General features: G+C 68.5%; 21 protein-coding genes, 1 tRNA gene and 3 pseudogenes. 17 read left to right on the top strand and 8 right to left on the bottom strand.

From position 1 onward, the window contains the following. Window positions 1-125 precede the first annotated feature (125 nt). The 4 genes from rsmA (at window position 126) to HBK84_RS09160 (ending at window position 4,146) form a co-directional block, all read left to right on the top strand. The gene (gene rsmA, locus HBK84_RS09175) at window positions 126-1,184 is read left to right on the top strand and encodes a 16S rRNA (adenine(1518)-N(6)/adenine(1519)-N(6))-dimethyltransferase RsmA (protein ID WP_167318727.1); all 1,059 of its coding nucleotides are present in this window, start codon (window positions 126-128) and stop codon (window positions 1,182-1,184) included. Next, complete coding sequence (locus HBK84_RS09170; RefSeq protein WP_167318726.1) at window positions 1,181-2,203, top strand: 4-(cytidine 5'-diphospho)-2-C-methyl-D-erythritol kinase; 1,023 nt, start codon at window positions 1,181-1,183, stop codon at window positions 2,201-2,203. Before rsmA ends, HBK84_RS09170 begins: the two co-directional genes overlap by 4 nt. A gap of 119 nt (window positions 2,204-2,322) precedes the next feature. Then, the gene (locus HBK84_RS09165) at window positions 2,323-3,762 is read left to right on the top strand and encodes an RNB domain-containing ribonuclease (RefSeq protein ID WP_167318725.1); all 1,440 of its coding nucleotides are present in this window, start codon (window positions 2,323-2,325) and stop codon (window positions 3,760-3,762) included. Between the two features lie 90 nt (window positions 3,763-3,852). Further along, on the top strand, window positions 3,853-4,146 hold the full coding sequence (locus HBK84_RS09160; protein ID WP_167318724.1) for an antibiotic biosynthesis monooxygenase: 294 nt from the start codon (window positions 3,853-3,855) through the stop codon (window positions 4,144-4,146). Here the strand turns inward: HBK84_RS09160 and HBK84_RS09155 are convergent. Continuing rightward, on the bottom strand, window positions 4,086-5,117 hold the full coding sequence (locus HBK84_RS09155; protein WP_167318723.1) for a GlxA family transcriptional regulator: 1,032 nt from the start codon (window positions 5,115-5,117) through the stop codon (window positions 4,086-4,088). The two genes, HBK84_RS09160 and HBK84_RS09155, sit on opposite strands and share 61 nt — an antisense overlap. A gap of 157 nt (window positions 5,118-5,274) precedes the next feature. Here HBK84_RS09155 and HBK84_RS09150 point away from each other — a divergent pair, with 157 nt between their 5' ends. After that, complete coding sequence (locus HBK84_RS09150; RefSeq protein ID WP_167318722.1) at window positions 5,275-5,913, top strand: HD domain-containing protein; 639 nt, start codon at window positions 5,275-5,277, stop codon at window positions 5,911-5,913. A gap of 16 nt (window positions 5,914-5,929) precedes the next feature. Here the strand turns inward: HBK84_RS09150 and HBK84_RS09145 are convergent, their stop codons facing one another. Next, window positions 5,930-7,882 (bottom strand): ABC-F family ATP-binding cassette domain-containing protein, encoded by a 1,953-nt coding sequence (locus HBK84_RS09145; RefSeq protein WP_167318721.1) that lies wholly within the window; start codon window positions 7,880-7,882, stop codon window positions 5,930-5,932. A 76-nt stretch (window positions 7,883-7,958) separates the two neighbouring features. Between HBK84_RS09145 and HBK84_RS09140 the strand changes: the two genes are divergently transcribed. From HBK84_RS09140 to HBK84_RS09125, 4 genes are all read left to right on the top strand, one after another. Then, the gene (locus HBK84_RS09140) at window positions 7,959-8,690 is read left to right on the top strand and encodes a hypothetical protein (RefSeq protein ID WP_167318720.1); all 732 of its coding nucleotides are present in this window, start codon (window positions 7,959-7,961) and stop codon (window positions 8,688-8,690) included. Between the two features lie 73 nt (window positions 8,691-8,763). After that, a tRNA-Gln gene (locus tag HBK84_RS09135) sits at window positions 8,764-8,835 on the top strand. Window positions 8,836-8,899: 64 nt separating this feature from the next. Next, a complete protein-coding gene (gene glmU, locus HBK84_RS09130; protein WP_370520525.1) occupies window positions 8,900-10,375 on the top strand; it encodes a bifunctional UDP-N-acetylglucosamine diphosphorylase/glucosamine-1-phosphate N-acetyltransferase GlmU in 1,476 nt (491 codons plus the stop codon). A gap of 58 nt (window positions 10,376-10,433) precedes the next feature. Then, window positions 10,434-11,414, top strand: coding sequence for a ribose-phosphate diphosphokinase (locus HBK84_RS09125; RefSeq protein WP_064847154.1), 981 nt, complete (start codon window positions 10,434-10,436; stop codon window positions 11,412-11,414). 127 nt (window positions 11,415-11,541) lie between these two features. On the opposite strand, the gene HBK84_RS09120 is transcribed toward HBK84_RS09125, so the two are convergent. Continuing rightward, window positions 11,542-13,239 (bottom strand): GH25 family lysozyme, encoded by a 1,698-nt coding sequence (locus HBK84_RS09120; RefSeq protein ID WP_144999472.1) that lies wholly within the window; start codon window positions 13,237-13,239, stop codon window positions 11,542-11,544. 169 nt (window positions 13,240-13,408) lie between these two features. After that, window positions 13,409-14,887, bottom strand: coding sequence for a sugar transferase (locus HBK84_RS09115; protein WP_144931293.1), 1,479 nt, complete (start codon window positions 14,885-14,887; stop codon window positions 13,409-13,411). A 510-nt stretch (window positions 14,888-15,397) separates the two neighbouring features. On the opposite strand from HBK84_RS09115, the gene HBK84_RS09110 reads away from it, so the two are divergent. The 5 genes from HBK84_RS09110 (at window position 15,398) to HBK84_RS09090 (ending at window position 19,654) form a co-directional block, all read left to right on the top strand. Continuing rightward, window positions 15,398-16,024 (top strand): 50S ribosomal protein L25/general stress protein Ctc, encoded by a 627-nt coding sequence (locus HBK84_RS09110; protein WP_167318719.1) that lies wholly within the window; start codon window positions 15,398-15,400, stop codon window positions 16,022-16,024. A gap of 179 nt (window positions 16,025-16,203) precedes the next feature. Further along, window positions 16,204-16,788, top strand: coding sequence for an aminoacyl-tRNA hydrolase (gene pth, locus HBK84_RS09105; RefSeq protein WP_035963638.1), 585 nt, complete (start codon window positions 16,204-16,206; stop codon window positions 16,786-16,788). Between the two features lie 174 nt (window positions 16,789-16,962). Beyond that, window positions 16,963-18,258 (top strand): aminotransferase class V-fold PLP-dependent enzyme, encoded by a 1,296-nt coding sequence (locus HBK84_RS09100; protein ID WP_167318718.1) that lies wholly within the window; start codon window positions 16,963-16,965, stop codon window positions 18,256-18,258. Then, window positions 18,255-18,728, top strand: a complete 474-nt coding sequence (gene sufU, locus HBK84_RS09095; RefSeq protein WP_144999544.1) for a Fe-S cluster assembly sulfur transfer protein SufU — start codon at window positions 18,255-18,257, stop codon at window positions 18,726-18,728. Before HBK84_RS09100 ends, sufU begins: the two co-directional genes overlap by 4 nt. Window positions 18,729-19,111: 383 nt before the next feature. Beyond that, window positions 19,112-19,654, top strand: coding sequence for a hypothetical protein (locus HBK84_RS09090; protein ID WP_240918918.1), 543 nt, complete (start codon window positions 19,112-19,114; stop codon window positions 19,652-19,654). Window positions 19,655-19,955: 301 nt separating this feature from the next. Here HBK84_RS09090 and HBK84_RS09085 read toward each other — a convergent pair. Continuing rightward, window positions 19,956-20,765: pseudogene (locus HBK84_RS09085) on the bottom strand (Na+/H+ antiporter NhaA). 206 nt (window positions 20,766-20,971) lie between these two features. Between HBK84_RS09085 and HBK84_RS12860 the strand changes: the two are divergent. Together HBK84_RS12860 and HBK84_RS09080 are read left to right on the top strand one after the other, a co-directional pair. Then, a pseudogene (locus HBK84_RS12860) lies at window positions 20,972-21,037 on the top strand (aminoacyl-tRNA hydrolase); the annotation flags it as partial. Between the two features lie 14 nt (window positions 21,038-21,051). After that, a pseudogene (locus tag HBK84_RS09080) lies at window positions 21,052-21,309 on the top strand (aminoacyl-tRNA hydrolase); the annotation flags it as partial. A gap of 76 nt (window positions 21,310-21,385) precedes the next feature. On the opposite strand, the gene nhaA reads toward HBK84_RS09080, so the two are convergent. Next, the gene (gene nhaA, locus HBK84_RS09075) at window positions 21,386-22,678 is read right to left on the bottom strand and encodes a Na+/H+ antiporter NhaA (RefSeq protein WP_167318717.1); all 1,293 of its coding nucleotides are present in this window, start codon (window positions 22,676-22,678) and stop codon (window positions 21,386-21,388) included. A gap of 115 nt (window positions 22,679-22,793) precedes the next feature. After that, entirely contained in the window at window positions 22,794-23,294 is a 501-nt protein-coding gene (locus tag HBK84_RS09070) for a DUF2505 domain-containing protein (RefSeq protein ID WP_167318716.1), read from the bottom strand. 137 nt (window positions 23,295-23,431) lie between these two features. Here HBK84_RS09070 and HBK84_RS09065 point away from each other — a divergent pair, with 137 nt between their 5' ends. Beyond that, on the top strand, window positions 23,432-24,259 hold the full coding sequence (locus HBK84_RS09065; protein ID WP_167318715.1) for a sirohydrochlorin chelatase: 828 nt from the start codon (window positions 23,432-23,434) through the stop codon (window positions 24,257-24,259). Here HBK84_RS09065 and HBK84_RS09060 read toward each other — a convergent pair. Further along, entirely contained in the window at window positions 24,232-25,080 is an 849-nt protein-coding gene (locus HBK84_RS09060) for a uroporphyrinogen-III synthase (protein WP_167318714.1), read from the bottom strand. The two genes, HBK84_RS09065 and HBK84_RS09060, sit on opposite strands and share 28 nt — an antisense overlap. Window positions 25,081-25,087 lie beyond the last annotated feature (7 nt).

Genomic DNA, 25,087 nt, shown 5'->3' with positions numbered 1-25,087 from the left:
AGTGGGATTGCCGCGGGGCCCAATAAGGGTGGGAGGGAAGGTTCAGGTATGGGGGAGTGAGCGGGGCGGGGCGCGGGCACAGGTGCGGGTGCGGATCGCGCAGGCACGCCACGTAGGATTGACCGGTGACCGAGCCCAGTACCGACGGCCCTCTCCTAGGCCCCGCCGAGATTCGAGAACTCGCCGAGCAAGCGGGGATCCGCCCCACCAAGACGCTCGGTCAGAACTTCGTGATCGATCCCAACACCATCCGCCGGATCGTGGCCGCCGCCCACCTGGGGCAGGACGAACACGTCCTGGAGGTGGGGCCCGGCCTGGGGTCGTTGACGCTGGGGCTGTTGGCGGCGTCGTCGTCGGTCACGGCCGTGGAGATCGACCCGCCCCTCGCGCGGCAGCTGCCCCAGACCGTGGAACGGTTCTTCCCGAGCGCTGCGGACCGGTTGTCCGTGGTGGAGGCCGACGCCGCCCGCGTGCGTGAGCTGCCCGGTGAGCCGACCGCGCTCGTCGCGAACCTGCCCTACAACGTGGCCGTGCCGGTGCTGCTGCACATCCTGGAGACCTTCCCGACCGTGCGCCACGGGCTCGTGATGGTCCAGGACGAGGTCGCTGACCGATTGGCGGCCGGGCCCGGGTCGCGCGTGTACGGCGTGCCGTCCGTGAAGGCCACCTGGTACGCGCACGTGAGCAAGGCCGGGGTGATCGGCAAGAACGTGTTCTGGCCCGCCCCGAAGATCGCGTCCGGGCTCGTGCGCTTCGAGCGCCGCGAGCCCCCGGTCGCCGAGTCGCTGCGCCGGGACACGTTCGCGGTGGTAGACGCCGCATTCGCCCAGCGTCGCAAGACCTTACGGGCGGCGCTGAGCGGCTGGGCGGGGTCCGGTGCCCGCGCCGAGGAGATCCTGCGCGCCGCCGGTGTGGACCCCGCCGCGCGCGGTGAGCGGCTCGACGTCGCCGACTTCGCCCGGATCGCGGCGGCCGCCGGGACGGTAAGTTCGGAGGGGACGGAGGAAGTGGCCGGAGCCGATAGCCGACCCGGAGAAGTTCCGGGGAACCTCACGACTCCACGAACCGCGTCTGCCACTGGGACGGCGCCGGACGAGCGCCCCGCGGAAGCCGTTGAGACCGCGCCCCGAGACCGGTCCGGAGTGAACGACGTACCTGCCACCGACCCGGGGGAGCACCCATGAGTCCCACACCGACCCGGGTCCGCGCGAGCGCCCCGGCCAAGACGAACCTCGTGCTGCACGTGGGCAGCCCCACCCCGGACGGTTACCACCCCCTGGAGACCCTCTTCGTGGCCGTGGACCTGCGGGAAACCGTGACGGCCGCCGTGAATCCCGCGATCGCCCGTCGTGGGGTGGGGATCCGCATCACGGTGGAGGCCGAGCGCGGTAGCGAGTACGCCCGCATGGTGAGCGAGGGAACCGCCCGCCTCTCCGATGTCCCCCTGGACGGGACGAACCTGGCCGTGAAGGCCGCGCTCGCGGTGTGTGAGGCGCTGGACGTTCCCATGCCCGGACTCGAGCTGCATGTCCGCAAGGCCGTGCCGGTCGCCGGCGGCATGGGCGGGGGATCCGCGGACGCCGCCGCCGCGCTCGTGGCGGTCAACGACCTCGTGGCCCGCCACGCGGGCATCGCCCCAATGGATACGGACGAACTCCTCCGACTGGGCGCCGGCCTGGGCGCCGACGTGCCGTTCATGCTCCTGGGAGGTGCCGCGATCGGCCGCGGCACGGGAACCGAGTTGGAGTCGGTGGCTGCGGAGGAGCAATTGCATTTCGTGTTCGTCCCCCAGGACCAGGGCCTGTCCACACCGGCCGTGTACCGCCAGTGGGATGCCAATCACACGGTGACGAACGCGTCGACGAGGAGTGCCCCGCGCACCGGCATCGCCCCCGACCCCGTCCCCACCGCGGTGCTCACGGCCTTGGCCGACGCGGACCCCGATGCCCTCGCCGCCCGGATCCGCAATGACCTCCAGGGCCCCGCGATCCAGTTGCTACCCGAACTCGAGGGGCTGCTCAACCACGGCGTGGAACTGGGTGCGCTCGCCGGATGGGTCTCCGGGTCGGGCCCCACGGTGTGTTTCCTGGTGCGCTCGCGGGATGCCGCGCGCCGCCTCGTGCTCGACTTCGTGCGGGAACACCGCCACGCCCTCGCCGTGGCCGGCCCCGTGCCCGGCGCGCGGGTCGAATCGCGCGAATGAACCCGCCCGCCGGGGTGTCCCGGGGCAGAATCGGGTCAACGTAGGCGCGTCACCACGGTTTCGAGGTCTGGGCCGGCCCGGGCGGTGCACTCCCCGAGCCCCCGGGTGAGGAGTCAATCTTGGCCATCCGTCCGCAGCAGGTCCATCCCGTTCCCGAGCCACTCGTGCGCGCACTCGAGGCCCTGCGTCACGAGCTCAACATCCCCGACGACTTCCCACCGGCCGTGCACGACGCCGCCGTGGCCGCTGCCGCCGCACCGCGCCTACCGTCTCTGGACCGCACGGACCTCGAGCTCGTCACGATCGACCCGGAGGGCTCCCGGGACCTGGACCAAGCGGTGCTCATCGGCACCGCGGATACGGGTTTCACCGTGTGGTACGCGATTGCCGACCTCGCCGCGTTCGTGCACCCGGGCGATCCGATCGATGTCGAGGCCTACCGCCGCGGCCAGACCCTCTACGCCCCGCACCAGCGCACGCCGTTGCACCCTCCCGAACTCTCGGAGGACGCCGCGAGTCTGCTGCCGCACACCGTGCGCCCCGCCGTGCTGTGGGAACTGGGGCTGGACGAACAGGGCGCACTCCGCAGCACATCGGTGCGGCGGGCCCTCGTGCGTAGCCGCGCCCAGCTGACCTATCGAGAAGTACAGGATCGGCTGGACGCGGGGACCGCGGACCCGTCCCTCACACTGTTGCGCACCGTGGGGCAATTACGGGAACGGATCGAACGGGAACGCGGCGGGGTGAGCCTGCGCATCCCCGAGCAGGAAGTGGTGATCGATCACGAGCAGTGGCGCGTGGTCCACCGCAGTGCGCTGCCCGTGGAGGGGTGGAACGCCCAGATCTCGCTGCTCACGGGCATCGCCGCCGCGCAGTTGATGCTCGACGCCGGCACGGGCCTGTTGCGCATCTTGCCCCGCGCGGCCGACTCCGCGATCCGCAAACTGCGGGCCACGGCGGCCGCCCTGCGCATCCCGTGGCCCGAGGACGTCAGCTACCCGGAATTCGTGCGCGCACTCGATCCGCAGCTCGGGACCCACGCGGCCATGCTGCACGCGTGCACCCTGTTGTTTCGGGGGGCCGGTTACGAGGCGTTCCACGGCGCGGCCCCGGAGCATCGCGAACACTCGGCCCTCGCGACGTCGTACGCGCACGTGACCGCGCCGCTGCGCCGACTCGTGGACCGCTACGGGAGCGAGGTGTGCCTCGCGATCAGCGCCGGGAACCCCGTTCCCGACTGGGTGCTCGAGGCGCTGCCGCAGCTGCCGGCCGAGATGGAGGCGTCCGCGCGCAAGGCCTCGGCGTACGAGCGCGGGATCGTGAACATGGTCGAGACGCTGGCGCTGTCCGCGCACGTGGGCGAGGAATTCACGGCCACCGTGGTGGAGGTCAAGGACGACGGCGCTCGCGGCACCATCATCATCCGCGAACCCGCCGTTGAGGTCATCCTCAAGGCCCCCGATTTGCCGCTCGGCAAAGAGGTCCGGGTGCGTCTCGTGCGGGCCGACGTCGCGGAGGGCCGCGCCGAGTTCGAACTCGTGTCCGACGTCGCCGGGTGACGCCGCCTGGTCCGGAACCTCGTCGCAGTGACCGGTCAGGCGGCGTCGTAAGCCTGGGAGAGAAGTGATGACGAACGACAGGAGGCAGTCATGTCCGTGGTGAAGATCAATGCCATCGAGGTCCCCGAGGGTGCCGGCGCCGAGCTCGAGGCCCGGTTCACGGCGCGCAAGCACGCGGTGGACGGTGAGCCCGGTTTCGAGGGGTTCCAGCTGTTGCGCCCGGTCGCGGGGGAGAACCGCTACTTCGTGGTGACCACGTGGGCCACCCAGGAGGACTTCGAGGCGTGGCGGGACGGTAATGCCAAGGCCGCCCACGCCGGGGGTCAGCGCAAACCGGTGGCCACGGGTGCGTCGCTGCTCGAGTTCGAGGTCGTGGACCTGTAAGGCTCCCGGACTGGATCGGCCGGGAAGCGGCCGCGGTAGTAGCTGGGCGTGACGCCGAAGTGCCGCACGAACGCGCGGCGCAGGGTTTCGTCCGTGCCGAAGCCGGACAGTCGCGCGGTGTCCATGACGCCGTGCCCGCGGTCCAGCAGAGACCTGGCGGTTTCGACCCTGACCTGTTCCACGAATTTCCCCGGCGATACGCCCAGCTCCGCGGTGAACAGCCGGCTCAGATGGCGCACGCTCATGTGCGCGCGCCGGGCCAGCTCCGCCACCGGGGGTGCGGCCGCGGGGTCGCTCACGATATCGGCGCACAGCTCGCGCAGGGGAGCGGACGACGGCGCGGGCCAGTCCAGCGCGGCCGAGAACTGGGACTGCCCTCCCACGCGCTGCATGTAGACCACGAGTTCCCGGGCCACGCCGTGGGCCAAGTTCCGCCCGTGGTCCACGGCCACGAGTGACAGGGCGAGGTCGATCCCGGACGAGATGCCCGCGCTCGTGAACACGGCTCCGTCCCGCACGTACAGCTCGTCGGGGCGTACGGTCACTACCGGGTAGCGGCGGGCCAGCTCGGCGGCGTGACGCCAGTGGGTCGTGGCCCGGCGTCCGTCGAGCAGGCCCGCCTCGGCCAGCGCGAACGCCCCGGTGCACACGCTCGCCACGCGGTCGCTATGGTCGGCGACGGCGCGCACTGCCGTGACGACGCCGTCCGGCACCGGGCGCGTGGCGAGGGATTCTCCACCGGCCACCAGCAGCGTGCCGATCCGGGGTGCGCCCTTCAGATCCGCGAGTGATTCGGTCGCGATCCGCGCGCCCACCGACGTCTCGACGTCTCCGCCGGACGGCGACACGAAGCGCACCGCGTAGTCGGCACCCGCGGAGTTGGCCGCGGCGAAAACCTCAGCGGGCCCGGAGACGTCCAGCAGGGTGACCCCGGGGAACAGCAGAACGACGACGTGATGGCGGGCTGTCATGTGTTCAGTATGTCCGAATCCGAGGGGTTCCTGTCACTGTGGACCTGGCGGACGGGTGTGCAGCGAGCCCACAATGGAAAGGTGGGGCAGCGCGGCTCCTCAGCTGCAGCGGCCCCTGCCCGCCCATGCACGGCCCGCCCAGAACAGGAGTCAGCTCATGACCGACACCATTTCCGGCATCTCCGTCCCTGACAGCAAACTCGCCCGGGAGATCACCGAGTACATCCGGGACAACGAGGACGACCTGCTCTACCACCACTCCCGCCGCGTGTTCTTCTTCGGCGCGCTCGTGGGGCAGGCCCAGGACCTGAGCGTGGACCACGAGCTGCTGTATGCGGCGGCCATGTTCCACGATCGCGGCCTCACGGATACCTACTTCGACTCCATGCTGCGTTTCGAGGTGGACGGCGCGAACGAGGTCCGCGAGTTCCTCCTGGAACGCGGTGCGTCGCAGGAGCGGGCGCACAACGCGTGGCTCGGGATCGCGCTGCACACGACCCCCGGGGTGCCCGAGTTCATGGCCCCGGAGATCGCGCTCGTGAGTGCGGGTGTGGAGACGGACGTGCTGGGCATGCACTTCGACGAGCTCACGGACGCCCAACGGCAGGCCGTGGTGGAGGTCCATCCCCGCCCGGACTTCAAGAACCAGATCCTCAAGGCGTTCAACGACGCCAACGTGCACCGCCCGCACTCCACGTTCGGGAACATGAACGCGGACGTGCTGGAGCACTTCGACCCGGAATTCAAGCGCGACAACTTCGTGGAGATCATCAAGGCGAATCCCTGGAGCGAGTGAGCTCCGGCTCGCTCGTCTACTCCAGCGCCTCGCCCAGCTCGAGCCATCGCAGCTCGAGTTCGTCCAGCTGCTCCTGCAGATCGGACTTCTGCGCCGCCAGCTTGCCGAGGCCTTCGAAGTCCGAGGGGTCCGCGGCGGCCATGGTCCCGTCCAATGCCTTGATCTGCTCGCCGAGTTTCTGCATCTTGCGTTCGACGGCGCCCAGTTCCTTCTGCGCGGCCCGCGCCTGCGCGCCGGACAGCCGCGGCTCGGAGGGGGCAGCGCCGTCGGAGGCAGGGGCAGTGCCAGAGGAGGAAGAGGACGCCGCAAGCGGGTTGGACGCCCCGGAGGAACCGGCTGCGGTGCCGGACGCCGCGGTCGCCGAGAGGTTGAGGTACTCCTCGACCCCGCCGGGCAGGTGCCGGAACCGGCCGTTGATTACCGCGTACTGCTGATCGGTCACCCGCTCCAGGAGATAGCGGTCGTGGGAGACCACCAGCAGGGTCCCGGGCCACGTGTCCAGGAGATCCTCCATGGCGGCGAGCATGTCCGTGTCCAGGTCGTTGGAGGGCTCGTCCAGGATCAACACGTTGGGCTCGTCCAGCAGGATGAGCAGCAACTGCAGGCGCCGCTTCTGCCCACCCGAGAGGTCCTTGACCGGGGTCTTCAGCTGCGCGGAGGAGAACCCCAGCCGCTCCAAGAGCTGGGTGGGGGTCATCTCCTTGCCCTCGGTCACGTAGGAGGTCTTCTTCCGGGCGACGACGTCCGAGACCCGGTCGTTCGCGACGTCCTCGAGCTCGGCGAGCTGCTGGGTCAAGGTCGCGATCTTGACGGTCTTCCCGCGCTTGACCCGCCCCGTGGTGGGCTCCACGGCACCCGTGACGAGCCCCAGGAGTGTGGACTTGCCCGCGCCGTTGACGCCCAGGATGCCCGTGCGCTCCCCGGGAGCGATCAACCACGTGACGTCCTGCAGCACGCGTGTCCCACCGGAGGCGCCAGGCGAAGAGGCGCCCGACGAAGCGGCAGTCGCGGCGCCGTCGTCGTCCGCGGAAGGGCCGGACAGACCGGACGAACCCGCGGAACCGGAAACGGCGGGGGAGGGGAACTCCACCGACACGTCCTCGATGTCCACCACGTCCTTGCCCAACCGGGACACCGCCATGCGGGACAGCGACACGGAATCGCGCGGCGGCGGGACGTCGGAGATCAACTGGTTGGCGGCGTCGATGCGGAACTTGGGCTTGGACGTGCGCGCGGGTGCCCCGCGGCGCAGCCATGCGAGCTCCTTGCGCATGAGGTTCTGCCGCTTCTGCTCCACCACGGCGGCCTGCCGGTCGCGCTCCACGCGCTGCAGCACGTACGCCGCGTACCCGCCCTCGAAGGGTTCCACGATCCGGTCGTGGACCTCCCACGTGTCGGTGCACACGGCGTCCAGGAACCAGCGGTCGTGGGTCACGACCACGAGCGCGCCGGCGTTCCTGGACCAGCGGTTGTTGAGGTGTTTCGCGAGCCACGTGATGCCGTCCACGTCCAGGTGGTTGGTGGGCTCGTCCAGAAAGATCACGTCCCAGTCGCCGGTCAGCAGGCTCGCGAGCGCGACCCGGCGGCGCTGCCCGCCCGAGAGCTGCCCCACGGGGGTGTCCCAGTCCACGTCCGAGACGAGCCCGGAGATCACGTCCCGCACCTTGGGATCCGCGGCCCACACGTAGTCGGGCACGTCCCCCACCACGGCGTGGCCCACGGTCTGGTCCGGGTCCAGCATGTCGGCCTGGTCGAGCATGCCCACGGTCGTCCCGCTGCGCACGGTCACCCGCCCGGAGTCCGGTGCGATGCGCCCCGCGAGCAGTCGCATGAGAGTGGACTTGCCGTCCCCGTTGCGACCCACGATCCCGATCCGGTCGCCCTCGTCGATCCCCACGGTGACCGAGTCGAACACGGTCTTGGTGGGGTACTCGAGATGTAAGTTTTCTCCGCCGATCAGATGAGCCACCCGGCAAGGATACAAGCGCGCACCGACGGGCCGCGGCGTCGTCCCCCCGCCCCACGGGCGTGCGAGACTGTGTGCCATGCACGACGCAACAGGACGCGGGGAGACGCCCGCGGGAACCGTCCTGGACGATCCCCAGGGCCTCGCCGAGGCGGTGGCCCGGATCCGTGAGTTCCCGGGGCCGGTGGAGATCACGATCGGCGGGGACCACCCCGTGGGGCCGCACATGGGTTCGCTCGTGCGCCGCCAGACCGCTCTACGCCTGCGCGAGGCCGGCGCGGAACCCCTGTTGTTGCGCGCGCCCGTGGCCGTGGACGACGACATCCCCGACGAGGGCGTGCTCGCGGCCGTGGACGACGCCCTGGAGCTGTGCCGCGGTGTGGGCGCCGGGTGGCTCGTGCTCGCCCTGGGCGGGGTGGCGCACCGGGGGCGGCAGCGGCGGCGGCTGTACTCGATGCTCGCCGCGCTCGCGGAAGCAGCGTCCCACCGCCAGGTCAAGCTCATGGTGCAGAACAGCACGATCGTGGAGGAAGTGGGCATGCTCATGGCCCTGCTGGACCGCGAGTACGACAACGGCGCGCTGGACGTCACCGCCCCGGACGTCACCTCCATGGCGTGGGACGTCTCGCGTTCCCGGGCCGCCGGACAGGCCGACAACGCCGCGTGGGAGTACGTGCGCCGCGCCGCCGCACGCGCCCCCGTGCTCGTGCGCGGGATCACCGTGGAGGACGCCGAGACCCTGTCCCGGGGGCTCCCCGGATTCGAGGAGAACCGTGCAGCGGGGCGGGTTCTGCTCGTGCTGACGCGCTGAACGCAGATGATAAAGTGACGTCTCGTGGGTCCTCCGGGCGCACGCACATGTTGGCGCCCGCGGGTGACAACGCTCCGCCATGGTGTAATTGGCAGCACACCGGCCTTTGGAGCCGTGAGTCTAGGTTCGAGTCCTAGTGGCGGAACGCACGATACATCGAGGCGTAGATGGCCCCCACCGCCTCACGAGCAACCAGAGGAGTCTGCTCCGTGAGCACCATTGACACCGCGAGCACCGGGCAGAACCCCGCCGCCGTCATCGTCCTGGCCGCGGGTAAGGGCACCCGCATGAAGTCCAAGACCCCCAAGATCCTGCATGAGATCGGGGGTCGTTCCATGCTCGGCCACGCCTTGAAGGTGGCCCGCGAGCTCGCGCCGCAGCGCATCGTGGCCGTGATCCGTCACCAGCGCGATCTCGTGGCCGAGCACATCGCGGCCGTGGATCCCGAGGTCCTGACCGCGGACCAGTCGGACGTCCCCGGTACCGGTTCCGCCGTGGACGCGGGCCTCGAGGTCCTCGACGCCGAGACCCCCGTGAGCGGCACTGTGCTGGTGACCTACGGGGACGTCCCCCTGCTCATGGTGGACACGCTGCGCGAGTTCGTGGCGCACCACGACTCCCACGGCAACGCCGTGACGGTGCTGACCGCCGATCACCCCGAGCCCGGCAAGTACGGCCGGATCCTGCGGGACGAGCGCGGCGAGTTCGCCGAGATCAAGGAGTTCAAGGACGCCACGGACGCCGAGCGTGCCGTGAGCGAGGTCAACTCCGGGATCTTCGCGTTCGACGCCGCGGTGCTGCGGGATGCGCTCTCCCGCGTGGACACCGACAACGCCCAGGCGGAGAAGTACCTCACGGACGTCCCGCGTCTCGCGCGCGAGGCCGGCCACCGCGTGGACGCCTTGAAGATGACGGATTACATGGAGCTCGAGGGCGCCAACGACCGCGTCCAGCTCGCGGCACTGGGGCACTACCTCAACCAGCGCACCCTGCAAATGCACATGCGCAACGGGGTGTCCATCGTGGACCCCGCGACCACGTGGATCGACGACACCGTGGAGCTCGAGGCGGACAGCACCGTGCTACCCGGGACCCAACTGCACGGGCGTACGCGGGTCGCGGAGGACGCCGTCGTGGGCCCCGACACCACCCTGACCGACGTGATCGTGGGCCGCGGAGCGCACGTCACGCGCACCCACGGCAGCGATTCCGAGCTGCGCGCGGGCGCCACGGTGGGCCCCTTCGCGTACCTGCGCCCTGGCACGGTCCTGGGCGAGTACGGCAAGATCGGCACGTTCGTGGAGACCAAGAAGGCCACGATCGGACGCGGCTCCAAGGTCCCGCACCTGTCCTACGTGGGGGACGCCACGATCGGGGAGAACTCCAACATCGGCGCGGCCTCGGTCTTCGTGAACTACGACGGCGTGGCCAAGCACCACACCAGGATCGGCAACGACGTCCGCATGGGTTCGGACAACATGTACGTGGCCCCCGTGACCGTGGGCGACGGCGCCTACTCGGGTGCCGGGACCACCGTGCGCAAGGACGTCCCCGCCGGGGCCCTGGTGCTCACGGAGGGCAAGCAGGTCATCGTGGAAGGATGGGTGCAGGAGCACCGTCCCGGAACCGCGGCGGCACGCGCGGCCCAGGCCGCTCAAGACTCTGACCGCGACGACCACGCCTGAGTCCGGGCGCACGGCACGCGAGCAGTGATCCACAGGAATTCAAGGAAAGCGAGTTCACATGACCGGCATCACCAACACGGGTTCGAACCGCATGGTTCTGCTCTCGGGTCGGGCCCATCCCGAGCTCGCCAACAACATCGCCCGTGAGCTGGGCACCGAACTGGTCCCCACGGACGCGTACGACTTCGCGAACGGGGAGACCTACGTGCGCTTCGGTGAGTCGGTGCGCGGCGCGGACGCGTTCCTGATTCAGTCCCACCCCGCTCCCATCAACCAGTGGTTGATGGAGCAGCTCATCATGCTGGACTCCCTCAAACGGGCGTCCGCCAAGTCCATCACCGTGGTCAGCCCGTTCTACCCGTACGCGCGCCAGGACAAGAAGCACCGCGGCCGCGAGCCCATCTCCGCTCGCCTGATCGCGGACCTCTACAAGACCGCGGGCGCGGACCGGCTGATGTCCGTGGACCTGCACACCGCGCAGATTCAGGGTTTCTTCGACGGACCCGTGGACCACCTCATGGCCATCCCGCTGCTGAGCGACTACGTGCGCTCCGTGGTGGACGTGGACAACGTGACCGTGGTGTCTCCGGACACCGGCCGTGTGCGCGTGGCCGAGCAGTGGGCCGAGCGCCTGGGCGGTGCCCCGCTCGCGTTCGTGCACAAGACCCGGGACATCACCGTGCCCAACCAGGCGGTGTCCAAGGAGGTCGTGGGCAACATCAAGGGCCGCACGTGCGTGCTCATCGACGACATGATCGACACCGGCGGAACGATCACCGGCGCCGTGAAGGTGCTCAAGGACCAGGGCGCGAAGAACGTGATCATCGCGGCCACGCACGCCGTGTTCTCCGGTCCCGCCGTGGAGCGGTTGTCCTCGTGCGGCGCGGACAAGGTGGCCGTGACCGACACCCTGCCCGTGCCCCCGGAGCACCAGTTCGAGAACCTCGAGGTGCTCTCGATCGCCCCGCTGATCGCCCGTGCCATCCAGGAGGTCTTCGAGGACGGATCGGTCACCAGCCTGTTCAACGGCCGCTCCTGACAACCGCCGGTGACCGCTACGACGCGGTTTCCGGTACGACGAAGGCCGGGGCGGCACACGCCACCCCGGCCTTCGTCGTGCTCGGGAGTCGTGGTGTCCGGGGCGCATCACCCCGGACACCACGGCATCACAACCGGCTGATCCGGGTCCCGCCGTAGACGGTGTTGTACCCGATCACGTATCCGTTGGAGAACTGCTGACGGATCTCGTAGCCCGCGCGGTACTCGTCGGTCGTGGGATAGCCCAGGCCGCGCTCCATACCGGACTTCGCCCAGCGCTGACCGATCGCGCCGTACTCCTTGATCGCGCGCGAACCCGTGCGCGGGGACCACATGAGCTTGGTGGACTTACCGGACGGGGTACGGAAGACCTGGTAGGCCCCGCCCGCCAGCGAGCGCTCCTCGGTGATCGGGAAGCCGTAACCGCGTTCCCGTCCGGCGCCGATGAACTTCCCGCCGATGCTGCTCGTGTTGCGGACCATGTGCCCGCCCGTGGTGCGGTGCCAGTACGCGGTGGACTTCACGCCGTTGCGCACGAACTCTTGGTACCGGCCGCCGTTCGCGGCGTTGGCCTCGGGGCCCACCGGGGTGCCCCACTTCGCGGCGCCGCCCGTGGCGCGGTAGATCGCGCCGATGCCGCCGGCCACGGAGTAGCCGGTCGCGCGCCCGCCCAGCGGCTTGTAGTTCGACGACGATGCCAGGGCCTGCAGCTGCGCCCACGAACCGCCGTACACGTTCGAGTCACCCGAGAAGGGCCCGCTGTCCGTGTACTGCCAGATGTCGTAGCGCGACCAGCCATTGGGGTACCACTGGGGTGCCATGACGCCGTAGGACGCGAGGTGCAGGGGGTGGTCGTTGAACTGCGCCGTGTTGCCCGTGCAGGTCTGCCACCAGTCCGCGGTCGTGTAGATCGCGGGCAGTCGACCAGTGCGCTGCTTGTAGCGGTCCGAGAAGGACTTGATCCACGCGGTCATCTGCGGCTGGGACATGTTGTAGCACGTGCCACCCAGGGAGGCGTACGGGTTGTACTCGATGTCCAGCAGGCCGGGCAGGGTCTTGCCGTCCGAGGACCAGCCGCCGCCGTTGTTGATGAAGAAGTCCGCCTGGGCGGCACCCGAGGACTGTGAGGGCAGCGCGAAGTGGTACGCGCCGCGGAACATGCCCACCTCGTACGAGCCCGTGTACTGGTCGTCGAAGGCCTCGGAGTGATAACCGGTCCCCTCGGTGGCCTTGACGTAAGCGAAGCGTGCGCCGGCGGCGTATTCCGCGCTCCAGTTCACGGCAGGCTGCCACCCGGAGACGTCCATGCCCTGGATCCCGGTCGGGATCCAGTTGTTCTCCCGGATCACGAGGGACATGGAACCGGCCGGGCCGATGCCCGTGGTGCCCGCGGCCTGCGCGGCGGCACTCGCGGTGGCCTTCGGGTTCGCGCTCGCGGACGGCGTGGCGGGGGTCTTGGGCGACGGCGTCGCGGTCGACGGCGCGGCGGAGGGTTTCGCCGCCTCGGGGCCCAGGACGTTCTCGGCCACCTTGTCGAGTTCCTTCTCGGATGCCTCCGAGAGGTTGGTCGTGGTCGCCATGGACTTCATCTTCTGGCCCATGGTCGCGCCGGGATTCTTGTCACCGGTCTTGGGCGGGGCCGTGGGCAGCTGGGGGTCCTTGACAACCGTCTCGAGTTCGTGGGTTTCCACGGAGACCACTTTCCCCTTCTCGGGATTGAGGTTCTCCGCGGGATCGTTGGCCGCCGTGGCGGGCATGAAGGTGGTCAGTGCCAGGACCGCGGCGGTCACGGCAGCGGGCAGCACTGATTTTCGGGGGGAGATCATACGCGTAGCCTTTACTGCGTGTGGGGGGGGGAGCCACTCGTTGGGGGGGAAGGCGAGCGGCCAGGGGGACGCACTAGAAAGTGTAAGTGGTCACCCAGGAATTTGATGTATCTCACACGCAACGGTCATCACGATTGCATTTCGAGAAGAAATACTTCTGATTTCGACCTCAGTAGGCGCCTTCGGATGCGAAGACCGCGCGCACGGTCCGCAGCATGATGATCAAGTCCTGCACCGGCGACCAGTTCTCCACGTAGTACAGGTCCAGGCGCACGGTCTGGTTCCAGTCGAGGTCCGAACGACCGGAGACCTGCCATAGGCCAGTGATCCCGGGGCGCACACGCAAGCGGCGGTAGACGTGCTGCTCGTACTTGTCCACCTCGCTGGCCAGCGGCGGGCGGGGCCCCACGAGGGACATGGTGCCGTTGAGCACGTTGATGAACTGCGGCAGCTCGTCCAGGCTGAACCGGCGCATCCACTTGCCGGGTGCGGTCACGCGGGGATCATCCTTCATCTTGAAGAGCACGTCCCCCTGAGACTCATTGGCGGCCATCAGGGCGGCCTTGCGTTCCTCGGCGTCCGTGTACATGGAACGGAACTTGAGCATCCGGAACCGGGTGCCGTCAATCCCCACGCGCTCCTGCGCGAAGAACGCGGGACCGCCGTCGTGCGCCTTGACCAGGATGCCCAGCACGAGCATCACGGGGAAGAGGATGATCAGCGCGGCCAGAGAGCCGGTGACGTCGATGATGCGCTTGACGATCTTCTTGGACCGGGTGAAACGCGGGGTGGCCACGTGGATCAGCGGCAGACCCACGAGCTGCTGGGTGTGGATCCGGGGTCCGGCCACGTCCGTGAGCCCGGTGTTCATGACCAGTCGGATCCGCTCGTCCGCGAGCGCCCAGCCCAGGTGGCGGATCTCAGTGGTGTTCAGGGGTACAGCGGCGGCCATCACGAGCGTCTCGATGTCGTGCTCGCGGCACGCCTGCATGATCCCCTGGACGCTCGGGCGTTCCTCCGGCGCGAGTGCGTTGACGGGTACCCGCACGGAGTGCAGGGACTGCGGCAGTTGGTGGTGCGAGGTGGGCATATAGACCGCCACGGGGTTGAACCCGGCGTCCGGGCGACTCTGCAGCTCTCCAACAAGTTCCACCGCCCCCGGGAAGCGACCCACCACCATGGTGCGGGACATGTTGAGCCCGTTCTTGCGCCGCTGCATGAGTTGACGCCGCGCCCACATGCGTCCTGCGAAAAGGGCCAGTGTGCCGAGAGGCAGCGCGATCAGGATGTACCCGCGCGCCGTGGGCACGTTGAAGGCGTAGGAGGCGATGGCGATCGCGGCGAACAACGTGAGCGAGGCCGTGACGAGCTGCTTTGCCTCCTCCGCGCCGTTACCGATCAGCCGCACACCGCGGGTGCCGCGCAGCTCGAGCCACAGCCACCACCCCACGGCCAGCAGCAGCCCCACGAGCCAGTAGGGCACGGGCAGCACGTCCACCTGCAGCAACCCCTGCAGCCAGCCGAACCGCAGGGCCTGGGCCGCGGCGAGCGCGAGCACCAGGGACAAAGCGTCGTAGATCCTCAGTTCCGTCTGGTAGCTCTCGCGCCACGACAAGTGCTTGTGTTTCTGGCTTGCATGTTGGAACACGGTCGACGAACCTTCCCCCAAAACCGTTCGACGGCGAGACGCCCCACGCGCTCGCTCCGATGCGTGGACCGTTCCCAACGAGTCCCCGCACCGCGGTGTTCATCTCCCCCGAGATTTACGCCCGCTAATTAGTCAACATACTCTCTCACCTGCTCGAATATCCCCGGAGTTCATGAATCGGTACAGAATTGTGGACATGTGACGTCCTTGACGGGGCCGCGTCGTCGCCCGCTTGGGGGTCAAACCCAGAGGCGGCGCCGGGGGTGGGGCACGTGCTATCGTGGGCCCGTTGCCAAGGCGAGGGGGCGGTCGTCCCGCCCCGTTATCGACGACGGCTTGTGGATCCTTATAATCCACCGCGACCGGTGAGTGCATCCCGAGCGGTGGGCGAGTGGGGTACCGCACCACGTCGGTCGTAACAACGTTCGGGACGCACGGTGCGAGCACCTCCACCGTGACTCGGACGGTCTGACGGTAACCAACCAGACCCACGATCGAAGGAGACCCACCATGGTGGACGTCATCACCATTCCCGCGACCCTGCGCACCGAGTTCGGCAAGGGCTACTCCCGCCGCGTGCGCGCCAACGACCAGATCCCCGCCGTGATCTACGGCCACGGTGCCGAGCCGCTGCACGTGATCCTGCCGGGCCACGAAATGATGCTCGCGTCCCGTAACTCCAACGCCGTGCTCGAGATCGACGTGGACGGCGAGGGCCACCTCGCGATGATCAAGGACGTCCAGCGCCACCCCGTGCGCCCCGAGATCCTGCACATCGACCTGCTGACCGTGCGCCGCGGTGAGCGTGTCGAGGTCGAGATCCCCGTGACCGTCGAGGGCGAGGTCGCCGCGACCGCCGTGCACAACGTGGAGGAGAACGTCCTGCTCGTCGAGGCCGACGCGCTGAAGGTTCCTGAGAACGTCGTCGTGGACATCGAGGGCCGCGAGGCCGGCGAGCACATCTACGCCGCGGACGTGACCCTGCCCTCCGGTGTCACGCTCGTGTCCGACCCCGAGCTGCTGGTCATCAATGTGTCCGAGCCCGTGGAGCAGGATCTGGGTGAGGAGCCGGAGACCGAGGACGTCGAGGGCGAGACCGCGCAGGAGTCGGCCGAGGAGTCCTCGGACGACGAGTGATCCAAGTGGTCGCCCGTCCGTAACGGGTTGAGGCGATGTGATGAGCGGCGGCAAGCACCACGTGTGCCTGCCGCCGCCGTCGTCCCCGGGTCCGGACACGGGGACGGCAGCGAACAATCCGACACTCGATACGGTGCGGGACGAACGAGCGGGGCCCCGCACGGAAGAAGGGACACGAGATGACGCAGCGGACGCTGGTCGTGGGACTGGGCAACCCGGGGGACCGCTACGCGGGGACCCGGCACAACATCGGTGCCATGGTCGTGGCCGAACTCGCGCAGCGCGCCGGCGTGAAACTCTCCGCCCACAAGGCGCGCGCCGCCGTGGCGGAGACCCGGATACGTCCGGGGGCGCCGCGACTCGTGGTGGCCCAGCCCTTGAGCTACATGAACGTCTCCGGGGGGCCTGTGAGCGCGCTGGCCCAGTACTACTCCCTGGGTGCGGACGAGCTCGTGGTGGTCCACGACGACGTTGACCTGCCCTTCGGTGCCGTCAAGCTCAAGCGCGGTGGTGGGGAGGGCGGTCACAACGGGCTGCGGGACATCACCAAGGCTCTGGGGACCAGGGATTACATCCGGGTTCGCGTGGGCGTGGGTCGACCCCCGGGACGCATGGATACCGCCGATTATGTGCTCAAGCGATTTTCCGGCGCGCAGGCCAAAGAACTGCCGCTGCTCATCAGTGACGCCGCCGACGCCGTGGAAATGCTCAGCGAGCGGGGCTTGACCGCCGCGCAACAGTACTTCCACGCCAGATTGTCCTGACACCGGGCCGGGTTCTCGCGTCCGGCCCGCGCCGGCCGGTGACACCGCGGACCCGGCCCATAGTGACGGTGGCCTCAACACTGCGTAATCACCATTCGTCACCGTGCTCGCACCGGACTACGGTCGAAATGCCCGTAGCGTTCGTCAAGGAGCGGAAGCTCGTAAGAAGGAGTCATGCCCACAACCCCCTTGGACAACGAGCAGGTCTTGAGGCTGAAGCAGGATTTCCCGCTGCTCACCGAATCGCAGGTGGCGGGTCATCCGTTGGTGTACCTAGACACCGGTGCCACCTCCCAGGTGCCCCTGGCGGTCGCTGACGCGGAACGCGACTTCACCCTGCATCATCGTGCAGCAGTCCACCGCGGCGCCCACACGCTGGCTGTCGAGGCCACGGATCTCTTCGAGGACGCACGGGCCACGATCGCGCACTTCGTGGGTGCGGACCCTTATTCACTGGTCTGGACCTCCAACGCCACCGAGGGGCTGAACCTGCTCAGTTACGCGATGTCCAACGCGACCGCAGGTTCCAATGGTTCCGAGAACGCGGAGCGGTTTCGAGTGGGGCCCGATGATGAGATCGTCACGACCCAGGCGGAGCACCACGCGAATTTGATCCCGTGGCAGGAACTGGCAGCCCGCACGGGTGCGAGCCTGCGCGTGGTTCCCGTGGACGCGCGCGGTCTGATCACGCCCCAGGCGGTTGCCGACACAGTCTCGGAGCGCACCAAGCTCGTCGCGTTCACTCACGTGTCCAACGTGACCGGTGCGATCACGGATGTGCAGGCCATCGTGGGGGAGGCCCAAAAGATCGGCGCGCTCACGGTTCTCGATGCGTGCCAATCCGTGCCGCACATGCCCATAGATTTTCCCGCGCTCGGCGTGGACTTCGCCGTGTTCTCCGCGCACAAGATGCTGGGTCCCACGGGCATCGGCGCGCTCTACGGTCGCCACGAGTTGCTCAATGCGCTGCCCACGTTCCTCACCGGCGGCTCCATGATCACCGAGGTCACCACCGAGCATGCTCGCTATCTGGACTCGCCCGTCCGCTTCGAAGCCGGTACCCAGCGCATCAGCCAGGCCGTCGCCTGGGCTGAGGCCGTGCGATACCTGCAGGCGATCGGCATGGGCCGGATCGAGGCGTGGGAGGCCGAACTCGGCCGCCAGTTGGCACGAGGTGTCACCGAGATCAACGGCGTTCGTCTCCTCGGTCCCGAACCCGGGATGGAGCGCGTGGGCCTGGTCAGCATTGACGTGGCCGGGGTGCACGCGCACGATGTGGGTCAGCTCTTGGATGCCGCGGGAATTGCCGTGCGCGTTGGTCACCACTGCGCCCAGCCGCTCCACCGCGAATTGGGCCTCACGGCCAGCACACGCGCAAGCACGTATTTGTACAACACCACCGACGACATCGATCGCTTCCTCGACGAGCTTTCGCGTGTTCGCGGCTACTTCCGGGCGGAGGGCGCATGAGCGCTGAATTGGACCAGCTGTACCAGACCATCATTTTGGAGCACTCGCACAAGCGCAGTGGGGAGGCGAGCCAGGACGTTTCATCGGCTGATGAGCGCAGCGGAGTGTCGCATCAGTACAACCCCACGTGCGGTGATGAAATCACCGTGCGGGTGACGGTGACAGGCGGGGAGACCCCCACGGTGGAGGCCGTGGAGTGGAACGGCGAGGGCTGCTCGATTTCCATGGCGGCGGCGTCGGTGTTAGCGGAAACGGCACCGGGAATGAGCCTGCCCGAGCTGGACACACTGATTGAGCACTTCCGTGACATGCTGCGGTCGCGTGGCCAGGTGACTCCGGATGAAGAGATCCTGGGCGACGCCGCTGCTTTCGCGGGGGTGTCCAAGTTCGTGGCGCGCGTGAAGTGCGCGATGCTCAGCTGGGTGGCCGTCGAGGACGCCGTGAAGCACGCGGCGTCCAAGACCGTCTAAACGGTATCTAGTGACCCGTCTGTCGTGGAGGGGTTGCGGGCCGGAGCCTCCCTCACAGAGATTCGTGGGTTACCGGACATGCCCGGCCTATCCAACAGTTGTCGGAGGCCCCGGTGTTGACAGAGCGTACGAGCGTAGGGCTGGATGTGCACGCCCGATCGGTAGGGGCAGCAGCCATCGACGGGTTGACCGGTGAACTACTCCAGGCCCGGCTGATTCAGATCACAATCGCATTCGGTCCTGGATCCGCCAGCTGCCCGGGCCGGTGGCGGTGACCTACGAGGCCGCCCCATCGGTTTCGGGTCATCTCGGGTGTTGAACGCAGACGGGATCCGGTGTGTGGTGGCGGCCCCTGGAAGCTGCAACGGTCTTTTGGGGACCGGGTGAAAACTGATGCGAAGGACGCGGTGCACCTGGCCCGCCAGTACTTGGAATCCCCGGCCACGCGGATGGCTTTTGATGCCGAGCACGAGACGGTTCTGGCCACTGCGGACCGCCGTGACCGACTGGATCAAGCAATTACCAAGATGGCCGCCGAGTCCCAATTCGCCGAGGTCGTCCACTGGCTGGGGTGCTTGCGCGGGATCTCCACACTGACCGGCTTCGGGCTGGCAGTGGAGATCGGGGACTGGCACCGCTTCACCGGTAACACCCATGCCTGGCGGCTGCTGGTCGACGCAGCCTGGCACCACCGCCGGGCATACTGCATCGGCAAGATCATGCGGGACCGCTGGGACCTGGCCCCGGCTGCGGCTCGGGCCCGCGGCGATGCCAGCAACCGCAGATTGCACAACCGCTGGGTGCGGATGCTTGAACGGAAGACGCGCTCCACGATCGCTAACGTGGCTATCGCACGGGAGCTGGCCGGGTGGTGCTGGTCCTTGGCCGTGATGGATGAGCAGATGGGCGGGGCCGCCACCGGATAGGTCTCCCGCCCCTACAAGCCGACCCGCCGGTGGTCCCGGGAGGTAGCGCGTGGAGCGACCCGCGATACAACTATGAGCAGCAGCACGAGGTTCCTGTTGCGGTGCCACGCTGGATTGTAGACACGCGGTCCGTTCTAGCCGAACACCGTCCTGCGGTACCCAACCCGCGCATATCAGTCTGACCGCGCGTCGCCACCTGACACGCTTTCCGACCAGCACCGGCTGGGCCAACAAGAGGCGCCGCCCGGATAGCTTCCGGACGGCACCTCACCCTGTCCTCTCGACAGAACTCCCGTACATGTCAGTTGTCGTAGACGTCCGGATCCACGCCGTGGGCCCGGATTTTCTTGTACGTGGCGTTGCGGGTCAGCAGCATGATGCCACCAATGACGGCGGCCAACATGGAGCCGAACAGAATTCCCGCCCTGGCGTGGTCGTTGTGGGGGCTGCCGGTGCCGAAGCTCAGCTCGGTCACGAGCAGGGACACCGTGAAGCCGATACCGGCCACGAACGGCATGCCGAACATATCGGTCCAGGTGTAGTCGTTGTCCTTGACCGCTGGACTGAACCGGTCCATGAGCCAGGATGCGCCGAAAATCCCCACGGGTTTACCGATCAGCAGACCGGCCACGATACCCAGCGCCACGGGATCAGTGGCTGCGGAGTTGATGCCCTCGATGCCGCCCACGGCCACGCCAGCGGATAAGAACGCGAAAATGGGGATGACCAGGCCGTTGGATAGCGGGCGGAAACGATGCTCGAGGGCCGGGGCCAGGCCCATCTCGGGGTCCTCGTGACGGATGACTCGGGGAGTGTTCTTCATGACGGGCACCATGAACCCCAGCAAGACACCGGCAATGGTGGCATGCACGCCGGCTTCGTAGACGAACCACCACGTGGCCACTCCAAAGGGCAACAGGATCACCCAGGCGGCCCAGTGCTTGGCGATGAACTAGTTGGCGTACTTGTGGGTGAGTACCCAGAGGATCCCGAGCAGCACGGCTGCGCCGCCCAGGAAGAGCACGCGCACGGAATCCGTGTACACGAACGCAATGATGATGAGCGCGATCAGATCATCGACAACGGCCAGGGTCAAGAGAAAGGTGCGCATGGCAGTGGGCAGGGCCGAGCCCACGACCGCCAGGACGGCCACGGTGCCGAGCCGCTGCACGTGATCCTGCCGGGCCACGACATGATGCTCGCGTCCCGTAACTCCAACGCCGTGCTCGAGATCGACGTGGACGGCAACGAACAATCCGACACCCGATACGGTGCGGGACGAACGAGCGGGCCCCCGCCCCGAAGAAGGGACACGAGATGACGCAGCGGACGCTGGTCGTGGGACTGTGCAACCCGGGGGACCGCTACGCGGGGACCCGGCACAACAGCGGTGCCATGGTCGTGGGGGCGGTCACAACGGGCTGCGGGACATCACCAAGGCTCTGGGGACTAGGGATTACATCCGGGTTCGCGTGGGCGTGGGTCGACCCCCGGGACGCATGGATACCGCCGATTATGTGCTCAAGCGATTTTCCGGCGCGCAGGCCAAAGAACTGCCGCTGCTCATCAGTGACGCCGCCGACGCCGTCGAGATGCTCAGCGAGCGGGGCTTGACCGCCGCGCAGCAGTACTTCCACCCCCGCAACCCGGCCTGACCGCCCGTCACGCGTAACGCGCCCGCCCCCCGCATCGGGGGAGCGGGCGCGTCTCTTGTGCAGCGGTGTGTGGGCGTCAGTCCAGGGTGTCCGGGTCGTGGCCGGCCGTGCGCATCGCCTTGTACTTCTTGTTGCGCGTGGCCACGAGAGTGCCACCGATCAGCGCGGCGAGCAGGGAACCGCACAGGATGCCCACCTTGGCGTGGTCGCCGTGGGGGCTGCCCTCTCCGAAGCTCAGTTCGCCCACGAGCAGGGACACCGTGAACCCGATGCCCGCGACGATCGTCATGCCGAACATGTCGAACCAGGTGTAGTCCCGGTCCTTCTCCGCGGACGTGAAACGGTCCATGAGCCACGCGGCACCGAAGATGCCGATGGGCTTGCCGAGCAGTAGACCGGCCACGATGCCCAGGGCCACCGGGTCCGTGGCGGCGGAGGTCACACCGTCCCAGCCGCCCACGGCCACACCCGCCGAGAAGAACGCGAAGACGGGGATCACGAAGCCGTTGGACAGCGGACGGAAGCGGTGTTCGAGCGCGGGCGCCAACCCCATGCGGGGGTCCTCCTGACGGATGATGCGCGGCTTCTGCTTGAGCACGGGGACCATGAAGCCCAACAGGACGCCCGCGATCGTCGCGTGGATCCCGGACTCGTAGACCAGCCACCACGTCACCACACCGATGGGCAGCAGGATGACCCACGCGGCCCAGTGCCGGGCCATGAACCACCCCATGAACTTGTGGGTGAGGAACCAGTACAGTGTCAGCAGCACCGCGGCCCCGCCCAGGAACGGGAAGTTCACGCTCTCGGTGTAGACGAACGCGATGATCGCGATCGCGATGAGGTCGTCCACGACCGCCAGGGTCAACAGGAACGTGCGCATGGCCACGGGAAGGGACGAACCCACGACCGCGAGCACCGACACCGCGAAGGCGATGTCCGTGGCGGTGGGGATCGCCCAGCCGTGCAGCGCGGTGCGCTCCGAACCGGCGGCCAGGTTGACCCCCAGGAAGATCAACGCGGGAACGAGCACGCCGCCGCACGCGGCCACGACCGGCAGGATCGCCTTACGGATGTTGTGCAGTTCCCCGTCCACGAACTCGGTCTTCAACTCCAACCCCGTGAGGAAGAAGAAGATCGCGAGCAGCCCGTCCGAGGCCCAGTGCCCCACGGTGTGCTGCAGCCCGGCCACACTCGGGCCCACCTCGGTGTCACGCAGCCCGAAGTAGACCTCCCCCCACGGGGAATTGGCGATCACGAGGGCCAACACCATGGCGATCAGAAGGAAGAGACCGCCGGTGGTGTCCCGGCGCAGGAAATTCGTGAAGGATCCACCGGAACCGGAGGACGTCTGCGTGTCTGTGCTCAAGACAAGGAACTCCCGTCACGTGGTTCACGGGTGAACCGCGGTTGTCGAGTAGGACGAAGGATGGCCGGGCGGGCATCGATGGTGCCCGCCCGGCCATCCTAGACCCGCGAGGCGCTCAGTTCTTGATGATCCACGCCTCGGCCTGGCGGGCCTGCAGGGTCAGGGCCTTGCCGATGTAGGGCTCGGCGGCCGCGGCGATCTTCTTGCCCACGAGCGGGATGTTGGCCTGCACCTCACCGGTGACGTCTACCGAGGTCTCGTCCTCACCCAGGGGTTTGATGGTCTGGTGCGCGGTGGCTCCCACGGGCAGACCGGCCACGTTGATCTCGGTGCGCACGGTACGGGTACCGTCCGCGGCGGGGGCGCCGTACGTGTCCACCTGGGTGAGCTTCACCCCGCCCTTGACGAACTTCTGCGCCACGTCCGGCAGCTTGTCCGAGCCCATGCTGCGCACGGTGGTCGCGGTGAACGCCGTGGAGGTGTCCCCGTTGACCTTGAAGGACTCGAACTGCGTTCCGGCCAAGGCGCTCACGTGACGGACGAAGGCCTCGTCCACGAACGTGGCCAGGACGGTGTCCACGGGGGCCTTGATGGTGGTGGAAGCGTTGACGGACATGGTGCTCCTCAGGGTCGTCGCCGAATCGTCGGTTTCCGCGCGCCATGGGACACGGTGCGCGGGCTGCCCTCATCCTAGTCATCGGTCCCGCGACCGCGGCCTCCCGGATGCGCCGCGCAACCTGGGAAACCGGCACAATGGACTATGTGAACACGCATCCCGCCTCCGCTCCCGTCCTGCTCGCGTGCGCCCACGGGACCCGCGACGAGCGGGGACAACGCGCCGTCGCCGCCCTGGTCGAGCAGGTGCGTGCCGCCCTTCCCGAGGTGGACGTGGTGGACACGTGGGTGGACGTCCAGGAACCCGACCTGGTGGCGCGCACCCGGGAACACGCCGAGCACCCCGCGGTGGTCGTGCCGCTGTTGCTCTCCGCCGGGTACCACGTGTTCGTGGACATGGCCCGGGCCGTCCAGTCCTCACCACAGCACGTCGTGGCCGCGGCACTGGGCCCCGACCGGCGCCTGGCGGGCGTGATGGCCCGGCGGCTCACCGAGGCGCTCGACGCCGCGGGCGCACCCGGTCTCGCACCGGCCGATCGCGTGCTCATGGTCGCGGCGGGATCCTCCGATCCCCGTTCGCGGGACGATTGCGAGCTCATGGCCCGATACCTCGGCGATGCACTGGGCACGCCCGTGACGGCCGCCTACCTCTCAGCGGCGCGGCCCTCGGTTCCCGATGCCGTGGCCGCCGCGCGCGCGGAGCTCGGTCAACACTCCGAACGGCCCGGCTCCCACGGTCGAGCATCGCGCCCGTACGCAGCGCAGAGCTCGGAAACCACGCCAGCCGATGCCGGGCGCGTGCTGCTCGTCCCGTACCTCCTGGCGCCGGGCTTCTTCCACGGTCGCGTCCTCACGGCCGGCGGCGACGTCGTGGCCGAGCCGCTACTCGTCCACCCTGGATCGGTGCCCCCGGAACTCACGGAGCTCACTGTGGAGCACTACCGCGAGGCGGCCTCCCGCGCGTGATCGCACACGGCCTTGACCATGGCCCCCAGGCGGAACCGCTCGGGCACCACGGCGTTCGTGATGCCCGCTTCCTCGAGCGGTTGTACACACACCGGCCCGATCGCCACCGCGGTGCACCGGCCCTCGCGTAATGCACCCACCAACTCGTCGTACGCGCCCACCGAGCGAGCGGCGTCGAACAGCGCGTCCACGGCGGGCGCGGCGGTGAACGTGACGTAGTCGATCTCCCCGGCCACGACGTCGCGCACGAGCCCGGCCAGTCGGGAACCCTCGTCCGCGGACTCCCACTGATAGGGCGCCACCACGCGCACCGCGATCCCACCCGCGCGCAACCGCTCGAGCTGCTCCTCGTCCGTGGTGCCGTGCACCTGCACAGTCACGGTCGCGGGGCGCTGCGCCGCGGGATCCCCCGCGAGCACGCGGTCCACGAGCTCCGCGGTGCGCCCGGACGCACCCGTGTACGCGCACGTCACGCCCTTGGCCTGCAACTGCCCCCGGGCCTTCGCTCCGCGTGCCATGACGACGACGCCGCGCAGCGCCTTCAGCAGCTCGTCACCCAGCCCTTCCTGCTCGGCCACGCGCAGCCACCGGTCGAAGCCGTAGCCCGTCGTGACGAGCACGGCGTCCGGGGGAGTCGCGATCGTCTCGCGCACGGTGGCGAACACGGCGTCGTCCTCGTCCACCGGGGCGAGCTTGAGCGCGGGCGCGTGGAGCACACGTGCCCCGTGGCGTTCGAACGCCCCGCCCTGCTCGGCGGCGCGGCGATGCGCGGTCACGGCCACGGTCAGTCCGGTCAGGGCGGGGTGCTCAGCTGTTGTCATGTCTCCA

Origin of the sequence: Kocuria sp. KD4 (assembly GCF_011769905.1) — a bacterium.
GTDB lineage: Bacteria > Actinomycetota > Actinomycetes > Actinomycetales > Micrococcaceae > Kocuria > Kocuria marina.
This window is presented reverse-complemented; position numbering and strand designations above follow the sequence as displayed.

Coding starts and splice junctions, on each gene's coding strand:
- HBK84_RS09170 (WP_167318726.1), top strand. CDS start 1,181: ATGAGTCCCACACCGACCCGGGTCCGCGCGAGCGCCCCGGCCAAGACG.
- HBK84_RS09160 (WP_167318724.1), top strand. CDS start 3,853: ATGTCCGTGGTGAAGATCAATGCCATCGAGGTCCCCGAGGGTGCCGGC.
- HBK84_RS09155 (WP_167318723.1), bottom strand. CDS start 5,117: ATGACAGCCCGCCATCACGTCGTCGTTCTGCTGTTCCCCGGGGTCACC.
- HBK84_RS09150 (WP_167318722.1), top strand. CDS start 5,275: ATGACCGACACCATTTCCGGCATCTCCGTCCCTGACAGCAAACTCGCC.
- HBK84_RS09140 (WP_167318720.1), top strand. CDS start 7,959: ATGCACGACGCAACAGGACGCGGGGAGACGCCCGCGGGAACCGTCCTG.
- HBK84_RS09125 (WP_064847154.1), top strand. CDS start 10,434: ATGACCGGCATCACCAACACGGGTTCGAACCGCATGGTTCTGCTCTCG.
- HBK84_RS09120 (WP_144999472.1), bottom strand. CDS start 13,239: ATGATCTCCCCCCGAAAATCAGTGCTGCCCGCTGCCGTGACCGCCGCG.
- HBK84_RS09110 (WP_167318719.1), top strand. CDS start 15,398: ATGGTGGACGTCATCACCATTCCCGCGACCCTGCGCACCGAGTTCGGC.
- pth (WP_035963638.1), top strand. CDS start 16,204: ATGACGCAGCGGACGCTGGTCGTGGGACTGGGCAACCCGGGGGACCGC.
- HBK84_RS09100 (WP_167318718.1), top strand. CDS start 16,963: ATGCCCACAACCCCCTTGGACAACGAGCAGGTCTTGAGGCTGAAGCAG.
- sufU (WP_144999544.1), top strand. CDS start 18,255: ATGAGCGCTGAATTGGACCAGCTGTACCAGACCATCATTTTGGAGCAC.
- HBK84_RS09070 (WP_167318716.1), bottom strand. CDS start 23,294: ATGTCCGTCAACGCTTCCACCACCATCAAGGCCCCCGTGGACACCGTC.
- HBK84_RS09065 (WP_167318715.1), top strand. CDS start 23,432: ATGGACTATGTGAACACGCATCCCGCCTCCGCTCCCGTCCTGCTCGCG.
- HBK84_RS09060 (WP_167318714.1), bottom strand. CDS start 25,080: ATGACAACAGCTGAGCACCCCGCCCTGACCGGACTGACCGTGGCCGTG.